This is a genomic window from Malaciobacter halophilus (genome assembly GCF_002837275.1).
In the GTDB taxonomy this organism is placed as follows: domain Bacteria; phylum Campylobacterota; class Campylobacteria; order Campylobacterales; family Arcobacteraceae; genus Malaciobacter; species Malaciobacter halophilus.
Map to the genome: position 1 here is coordinate 1 of NZ_NXIF01000044.1, position 8,430 is coordinate 8,430.

Consider the following 8,430-nt stretch of genomic DNA (forward strand, 5'->3'; position numbering starts at 1 on the left):
GGAACCTATGTTTTCAAATTGGACATTTACTAAAAAGTTGTTGATAAGTATATTATCAATAATACTTATATCATCTATTATAAGTATTTTTTTAATCTCATCAAATACGTATAGTTCTTCAGAGAAATCTTCAAAAAAATATATTGATACTTTAGCAAAAAAATATGCTTATGAATCAAAGCAAGATTTAGAAAAAGCTTTAAACTCTGTTAGCTCACTTGCTAGTGTAATAAAAGAGATGTATGAAAAAAATAATCACTCAAAAGAGTTGGTTATTGCTATTGCAAAAGATATGCTTAAAAATGCTGATTTTGCTTTGGCTATGGCAGTAGATTTAGATACTGATGCAATGTTTGAAAATGATGCTTCGCTAGCTAGTACAAATGGTCATGATAAGCAAGGAAGATTTGCTCCATATCTTTATAAGTCTAATTCAAAAATAGTAGTAGAAGGTCTTACAACAGTTGCAGAAGGTAGAGAGTGGGTAGATGTACCAAGACAAACAAAAAAAGTTTATGTAACAGAGCCTTACAATTATGAAGTTGAAGGTAAAAATGTATTAATGGTTACTGTTTCAGCCCCAATTATCACAGAAAATAATAAGTTTTTAGGAGCAACTACAATTGATATTTCATTAGATAGTTTAGTTGATAAAATTGCTAAAATCAAAATCTTTAAAAGTGGTTATGGTTTCTTATTATCAGACAAAGGTACAATTGTAGGACATCCTGATAAGAAACTTCTTACTCAAAAAGTAACTGACAACAAAGAATATACACAAGCAAATGATATTATTGAGTCTATAAATAACAATAAAACTTTTAATTATGAAAGAGAAACACCGCTAACTGGTTCATACTCTTATTATCATATTGAACCTTTTGAACTAGGAAAAAGTGATGTAAAGTGGGCACTTGGACTTACTATGCCTATTGAAGAGTATTTAGAAGATGCCCATGATTTACAAATATTCTCAATTATTATAGGTATTATTAGTTTTATAATTGTAGCTCTTGTAATATTAGTTGTAACAAAACCTTTAAGTAAAAATCTAACTATAATTACTAATGGTCTTGATTCATTTTTCAAATATCTAAATAAAGAGAATGAACAGCATGTTAAAATAGAATTAGACTCAAATGACGAGTTTGGGAAAATGTCTAAAATGATAAATGAAAATATAAATAAAACTCAAGAGCTAATTGAACAAGATAATAATCTAATTCAAGATGTTAAATTAATTGTAAAAGAAGTTAAAACAGGGAATTTAAAAAATAGAATCAAATCATCTACTAACAATCAAAGCTTAGAAGATTTAAAAATTATTTTCAATGAAATGCTTGAAACAGTTTCAACTAATATATCAAGTGATTTAACAAAAATTGAAGAAGCTCTTGATAAATATCAAAAACTTGATTTTACCTATAGAATTAAAGATGCTACTGGAAAAACAGTAGATGGATTTAATGCACTTGCAAATATTATCAATGATATGCTAGTAGAGAATAAAACAAATGGTTTAACTTTACAAGATAGTGCAAATATTTTACTCTCAAATGTAGATACTTTAAGTCAATCTTCAAATGAAGCCGCTGCAAGTATTGAAGAAACTGCTGCTGCAATTGAAGAGATAACTTCTAATATTACACATAATAATGAAAATGTATTAAAAATGGCACAAAATGCAAATGATTTGAAAAACTCTGCAACAGAAGGTGAAAGTTTAGCAACACAAACAACTGCAGCAATGGATGAAATCAATACTCAAGTTACTTCAATAAATGACGCAATTACAGTAATTGACCAAATTGCATTCCAAACAAATATATTATCTCTTAATGCAGCAGTAGAAGCAGCCACTGCAGGTGAAACTGGTAAAGGGTTTGCAGTAGTTGCAGGAGAAGTAAGAAACCTTGCAAGTAGAAGTGCTCAAGCAGCCAAAGAGATTAAAGAGATTGTTGAAAATGCAACAGTAAAAGCAAATGATGGTAAAGTTATCTCAGATAAAATGATACATGGGTATAAAAATTTAAATGAAAATGTAGTAAAAACTTTAGAGTTAATTGATGATATATCAAATGCAAGTAAAGAACAAAGTACAGGAATAACTCAAATCAATGATGCAGTAAATATGTTAGATAGACAAACACAACAAAATGCATCAATAGCAAATGATACAAAAGATATTGCAAACCAAACACAAACAATTGCAAATGAAATTGTTGAAGAGACTAATAAAAAAGAGTTTTTAGGTAAAAATGATATAAAAGCAAAAACAACTAAAAAATCAACTCTTACACAAGAAAAGACAAGTACAAAACAAGTAGCTAATAAACCAAAAAATCTTAAAAGTGAAGCAATAACTTCAAATAACAATAACAACGATGAGTGGGAGAGTTTTTAAACTCTCCTCTTAACTTTATTCTTTCTTTAAATTAAAACTTTAATTTCAATTTTTTTATTTACTTCTTAGAAATCTCTTTTTATTGATTAAATTTCTTCAATAAAGTAGTTCAAAAATAAATATTTTTATTGCTAAATCATAAAAAAACTATTTTTTACAAAACAATTATTATTTTTTTAATCTTTTTTATTAATTTTTATATTTAAGTTCTTGACAAAAAATCATGATTAGTGTATCATTTTCTACAATAAAATCATGATTATTTAAATATCGTGATATTTTACATATCGCGATTAAGTAATTGGTTTTAATTCTTTTATCTCTTTCAAATGGTTTATTAGTTGATTATTTGCAAGGAAGATTTATTTTAAACGGAGGTTTAAAAATGGAGACAAAAAAAGTAGGTATTGAGCCTAAGATTTTTTTCCCCTCGCTGATTGTAGTTGTAATTCTTGGATACCTTGTAGTACAAGACCTTGAAGCTGCAAATGCAACAATTAGTAAAGTTTTTAGTTATATTACTAATAGCTGGGGTTGGGCTTTTGAATGGTATATGGTTGTATTTGGGATTATTTGGGCTTGGTTAGTTTTTGGTCCAATGAAAAATAATACTTTAGGTGATGAAAAACCTGAATTTAGTACATTCAGTTGGATTTTCTTAATGTTTGCTTCTTGTACTTCAGCAGCGGTTCTTTACTGGGGAACAATTGAAGCATACTATTACATAGCTTACCCTCCTTTTGCAAATGAAGCATTTTCTCCTGCTGCAAAAGAGTTTGGATTAGCATATAGCTTATTTCACTGGGGTCCACTACCTTGGGCTGGTTATGCAGTATTAACTGTTGCTTTTGGTTATTTTATTTGGGTAAAAAAAATCAATGTAATGAGACCAAGTGGTTGTATTGAACCTAGTGTTGGTAAAAAACTTGCTAACGGATGGTTAGGAACAATAATCGATAACTTCTATATTGTTGCACTTATTCTTGCAATGGGTACTAGTTTAGGATTAGCAACTCCACTTGTAACTGAGTGTATGGAGTGGTTATTTGGTATTGAAAGAACTTTACAACTTGACACAATGATTATTTCTGCATGGGTAGTTTTCAATGCAATTTGTGTTGCTTTTGGACTAAATAAAGGTATTAAAGTTGCAAGTGATATAAGAAGTTACTTAACTATTATTATGCTTGGTTGGGTTGTAATTGTAGGGGCTTCTACATTTACAGTTAATTATTTTACAGATTCTGTTGGTGTTATGTTAGATAGTTTAAGTAGAATGCTATTTTATACTGACCCTATTAGAGAAGGTGGTTTCCCACAAGGTTGGACAGTTTTTTATTGGGCATGGTGGGTAACATTTGGAATTCAAATGTGTATTTTCCTTGCAAGAATTTCAAGAGGTAGAACAGTTAGAGAAATTTGTATAAATATGGTTGCTGGACTTACTCTTACGACATGGGCAATGTGGACAATTTTAGGAAGTAATACTGTAAATGTAATGATTAAAGGTTTAGCAAACTTACCAGAAATTGCAAAAACTGAAGGTATTCCAAGAGCTATTATTGAAACATGGGCATCACTTCCATTCTCAACAATTACTATTTGGGGATTCTTTATTCTTTGTTTTATTGCAACTATTACATTAATCAATGCTTGTTCTTATACACTTGCAATGTCAACTTGTAAAGAAGCTTCAGGTTATAGCGAACCTCCATTATGGGTAAGAATTGGTTGGTCTTTAATCGTTGGTGTTATTGGTGTTACACTTCTAGCACTTGGAGGATTAAAACCTCTTCAAACTGCAATTATTGCAGGTGGTTGCCCACTATTCTTTGTAAATATCTTAATCTTAGTATCTTTCTTTAAAGATTCCAAGAAAAATAAATGGTATTAAAATCAAAAAATAAATTAAAAAGGTAAATAAATATGATTAGTTTTAAATTAACTGACGAACAAGAACTTTTTGTTGACGGTGTAAAAGAGTTAATGGAAAGAGAAAATTGGGAAGCTTATTTTGCCCAATGCGATGAAAAACATGAGTACCCAATTAAATGGGTAAAAGAGTTAGCAGAACTTGGTATTGATACTATGCTTTTACCAGAAGAGCATGGAGGAATGGGTGAATCTATGGTTACATTAGCTGCAATTTGGGAAGAGTTAGGAAGACATGGTGCTCCAACTTATATCTTATATCAGCTACCAGGATTCAGTACTATTTTAAGACATGGTACTCAAGAACAAATTGATAAAATTTTTGAATTTAGAGGTACTGGTGAACAGATGTTTAACTCTGCCATTACAGAACCAAGTGCAGGGTCAGATGTTGGAAGTTTACAAACAACTTATAAAAGAAAAGATGGAAAAGTTTATTTAAATGGTCAAAAATGCTTTATTACAAGTAGTTTACATACTCCATATTTAATTGTTATGGCAAAAGATGCAGATAGTGAAAAACCTATTTTCTCTGAATGGTTTGTAGATATGAAAAAAGCAGGAATCAAATTAACTCCTTTAGAAAAACTAGGTCTTAGAATGGATAGTTGTTGTGAAGTTGTTTTTGATAATGTTGAGCTAGAAGAAAAAGACATGTTTGGAACAGAAGGTGAAGGTTTTAATAGAGTTAAAGCTGAGTTCGATGATGAAAGATTTTTAGTTGCTTGCACAAACTATGGTGTTGCTTTATGTGCATTTGAAGATGCAGCAAAATATGCAAATCAAAGAGTTCAATTTGGTGAAGCTATTGGTAGAACTCAATTAATTCAAGAGAAGTTTGCAAATATGGCAATCAAACTTAACTCAATGAAAAATATGATTTTTGAAACTGCATGGAAAACTGATGAAGGAATTGCTACTTCAGGTGATTCTGCAATGTGCAAATACTATTGTGCAAATGCAGCATTTGAAGTAATTGATACATCTATGCAAGTTCTTGGTGGTATTGGAGTAACAGGTCATAGAGTTGGAAGATTCTGGAGAGATTTAAGAATTGATAGACTTTCTGGTGGTTCTGATGAGATGCAAATCTTAACTTTAGGACGAGAAGTTCTAAAAAGATATAGATAATTATTCAAGGAAGAGTTATGTCTAAAAAAGTACAAACACCTAAATTTGGCCCTCTTTCAGGAATGAAAGTTGTATTTTCTGCAATTGAAATTGCAGGTCCTTTCTCAGCACAAATGTTTGCTGAGTGGGGAGCAGAAGTAATTTGGATTGAACACTCTGCGTATCCAGATACGATTAGAGTTCAACCAAACTACCCAGAATTATCAAGAAGAAACCTTCATGCATTATCTTTAAATGTATTCTCAGAAGAAGGTAGAGAAGTATTTTTAAAACTTATAGAAGATGCTGATGTATTTATTGAAGCTAGTAAAGGTCCTGCTTTTGCTAAAAGAGGTATTACAGATGAACTTTTATGGGAAAAAAATAAAAAATTAGTAATTGGTCACCTATCAGGTTTTGGTCAATATGGTACAGATGAGTACACACATTTAGCTGCATATAATACTATTGCTCAAGCTTTTAGTGGTTACCTAATGCAAAATGGTGATGTTGACCAACCAATGCCAGCATTTCCATATACAGCTGATTATATGGCAGGATTTGCTGTAACTAGTTCTGTTTTAGCTGCTGTTTATAATGCACAAAAAACAGGTATTGGAGAGAGTATTGATGTTGCTATGTATGAAGTAATGTTAAGAGTTGGTCAATACTACATGATGGACTACTTAAATGGTGGTGAAATGTGCCCTAGAATGATAAAAGGTAAAGACCCACTATATGCTGGTTGTGGATTATATAAATGTAGTGATGGATATATTGTATTTGAAGTAGTTGGAGGAAATCAAGTTAAAGAGATTTTTAATCTACTTGGTATTTCAGAATATATTGGAACTGAAGAGATTCCTGAAGGTACTCAACTTATTTCAAGAAAGATGTCAGTAGCACAACTTTTTGAAGATAAATTAGATGAATACTTTGAAGCATTACCAATTGAAGAAGCACTAGCTTTACTTGCAAATTATAAAATTGCTGGGGCAAAAGTTCTTGATGTCCATGAACTTCAATCAAATCCACAATATATTGCAAGAGATTCATTTACTCAATGGGAGTCAATGGAAGGTAAAAAAGTAACTGGTCCTAATGTAATGCCTAAGTTTAAAAACAACCCAGGAAAAATCTGGAGAGCAAAACCATCTTACGGAATGGATACTAAAGGTATTTTAAATGAACTTGGTTACTCAGAAGAGAATATTAACCAATTAGCAAAAAACAAAATTATTAATATAGGATAAATTTTTAAAGGGTATTTCAATGGATATTATTGAACAAAAGAGTGTAGGACAATTATGGGAACATTTAGCAAAGCAGTATAACTCAAAAACTGCTCTAATTTTTGAAGATATAAATGCAAATACATACAAATATTCATATTCAAAAATGAATGAGAACATAAATAAAGTAGCAAATCTATTTCTTAGCTTAGGAGTAAGAAAAGCAGATAGAGTTGCACTACATATAAATAATTGTCCAGAACTTATGTTCAGTTGGTTTGCCCTTTGTAAAATAGGAGCTATTATGGTTCCTATTAATGCGCACTATTTATATAATGAAACATCATACATAATAAATAAATGTAAGCCTAAACTTGTTGTAACAGAAGAGAAGTTTTTAAATATATATAAACAATTAAAAGAAGAAATAACGTGTCCTATACAAAATATCTTAATTGCAAGAAAAGAGAATATAAGTTTTAATAATTTTATAAATTTTAATGATTCATACAAAAAACAAAGTAGTTCTTTTTTTGATAAAATTGACATCAATAATCAAGATACAGCAGAGATTTTATTCACTTCTGGAACAACATCATTACCTAAAGGTGTAGTGATTACTCACTACAATCTATTATTTGCTGGACATTATACATCATGGCAATGTCAGCTATCAAAAGACGATATATATTTGACAGTTATGCCTGCATGGCATATTGACTTCCAATGTACTGCTGCTATGCCGACATTTAGCTCAGGTGCAACACTTGTATTGTTAGAAAAATATAGTGCAAGAAAGTTTTGGAACCAAGTATGTAGCTATAAAGCAACTATTACTGAGTGTATTCCAAAAATTATATGTACGCTATTACTTCAACCTAAAAAAGCATGGGAAAAAAACCATTGTTTAAGAGAAGTATTTTATTATCTAACACTACCTACTAAAGACAAAGATGCCTTTATCAACAGATTTAATGTGAAACTTTTAACTTCTTATGGAATGACTGAAACTATTGTTGGACTTATTGGAGATCGCCCCCACGATAAAAGAAAATGGCCATCAATAGGAAAAGTTGGTTTTTCATATGAAGTAAAAATTATAAATGAAAACAATGAAGAAGTAACTCCTAATACTATTGGCGAAATTTATATAAAAGGTATACCAGGAAAAACTATTTTTAATGGATACTATCAAGATGAACATGAAACAAAAAAAGTTTTAGATAATAATGGATGGTTTCACACTGGTGATACAGGATATGTTGATGAAGATGGATATTTTTATTTTGTAGATAGAAAGTCAAACCTTATAAAAAGCGCTGGAGAGAATGTTTCGGCTAGTGAAATCGAAACCCTTTTATCTTCCCATCCCAAAATACTCGAAAGTGCAGTAATTGGAGTCACTGACAAAATATGCTGTGAATTAATCAAAGCATTTGTTGTGTTAAAAAAGAGTGAAATTTTAACAGAAAATGAAATTATAAGTTATTGTCAAAAACATCTAGCAGATTTTAAAGTCCCTAGTAAAATTGAAATCTGCGATAGTCTTCCTAAAACATGTTTAGGAAAATTAAAAAAAGATGTATTAAGACAATCTTGTTGTTAAAGGAAAAAAAGATGGCAATAAAAACAGAGATGGTAGGACAAACATTTGGTCCTTTTAAAAGAGATTATGACTGGAAAGCATTAAGTCTTTTTGCACTTGGAAGTGGTGCTGCTTTTGATGGTAAAACTGGCTTACAATATGTTTAT

The 8,430-nt window shown here is 30.3% G+C and carries 5 protein-coding genes; all 5 read left to right on the forward strand.

Going from position 1 to position 8,430, the window contains the following annotated elements:
- Positions 1 to 2,404: methyl-accepting chemotaxis protein (locus CP960_RS11275; RefSeq protein WP_101185596.1), on the forward strand; the 2,404-nt coding region annotated here is incomplete at its 5' end.
- 385 nt (positions 2,405 to 2,789) lie between these two features.
- Positions 2,790 to 4,298, forward strand: a complete 1,509-nt coding sequence (caiT, locus tag CP960_RS11280; protein ID WP_101185599.1) for an L-carnitine/gamma-butyrobetaine antiporter — start codon at positions 2,790 to 2,792, stop codon at positions 4,296 to 4,298.
- A gap of 32 nt (positions 4,299 to 4,330) precedes the next feature.
- Positions 4,331 to 5,467, forward strand: a complete 1,137-nt coding sequence (gene caiA, locus CP960_RS11285; RefSeq protein WP_228152069.1) for a crotonobetainyl-CoA dehydrogenase — start codon at positions 4,331 to 4,333, stop codon at positions 5,465 to 5,467.
- Positions 5,468 to 5,484: 17 nt separating this feature from the next.
- Positions 5,485 to 6,699 carry an L-carnitine CoA-transferase gene (caiB, locus tag CP960_RS11290; RefSeq protein ID WP_101185597.1) on the forward strand — a complete coding sequence of 405 codons (1,215 nt, stop codon included), beginning with the start codon at positions 5,485 to 5,487 and terminating at the stop codon, positions 6,697 to 6,699.
- Between the two features lie 19 nt (positions 6,700 to 6,718).
- Positions 6,719 to 8,284, forward strand: a complete 1,566-nt coding sequence (caiC, locus tag CP960_RS11295; RefSeq protein WP_101185598.1) for a crotonobetaine/carnitine-CoA ligase — start codon at positions 6,719 to 6,721, stop codon at positions 8,282 to 8,284.
- The last annotated feature ends 146 nt before the right edge of the window (positions 8,285 to 8,430 follow it).

Bases quoted from the DNA above. Each gene is read 5' to 3' on its own strand.
- caiT (WP_101185599.1), top strand. From the start codon at position 2,790: ATGGAGACAAAAAAAGTAGGTATTGAGCCTAAGATTTTTTTCCCCTCG.
- caiA (WP_228152069.1), top strand. From the start codon at position 4,331: ATGATTAGTTTTAAATTAACTGACGAACAAGAACTTTTTGTTGACGGT.
- caiB (WP_101185597.1), top strand. From the start codon at position 5,485: ATGTCTAAAAAAGTACAAACACCTAAATTTGGCCCTCTTTCAGGAATG.
- caiC (WP_101185598.1), top strand. From the start codon at position 6,719: ATGGATATTATTGAACAAAAGAGTGTAGGACAATTATGGGAACATTTA.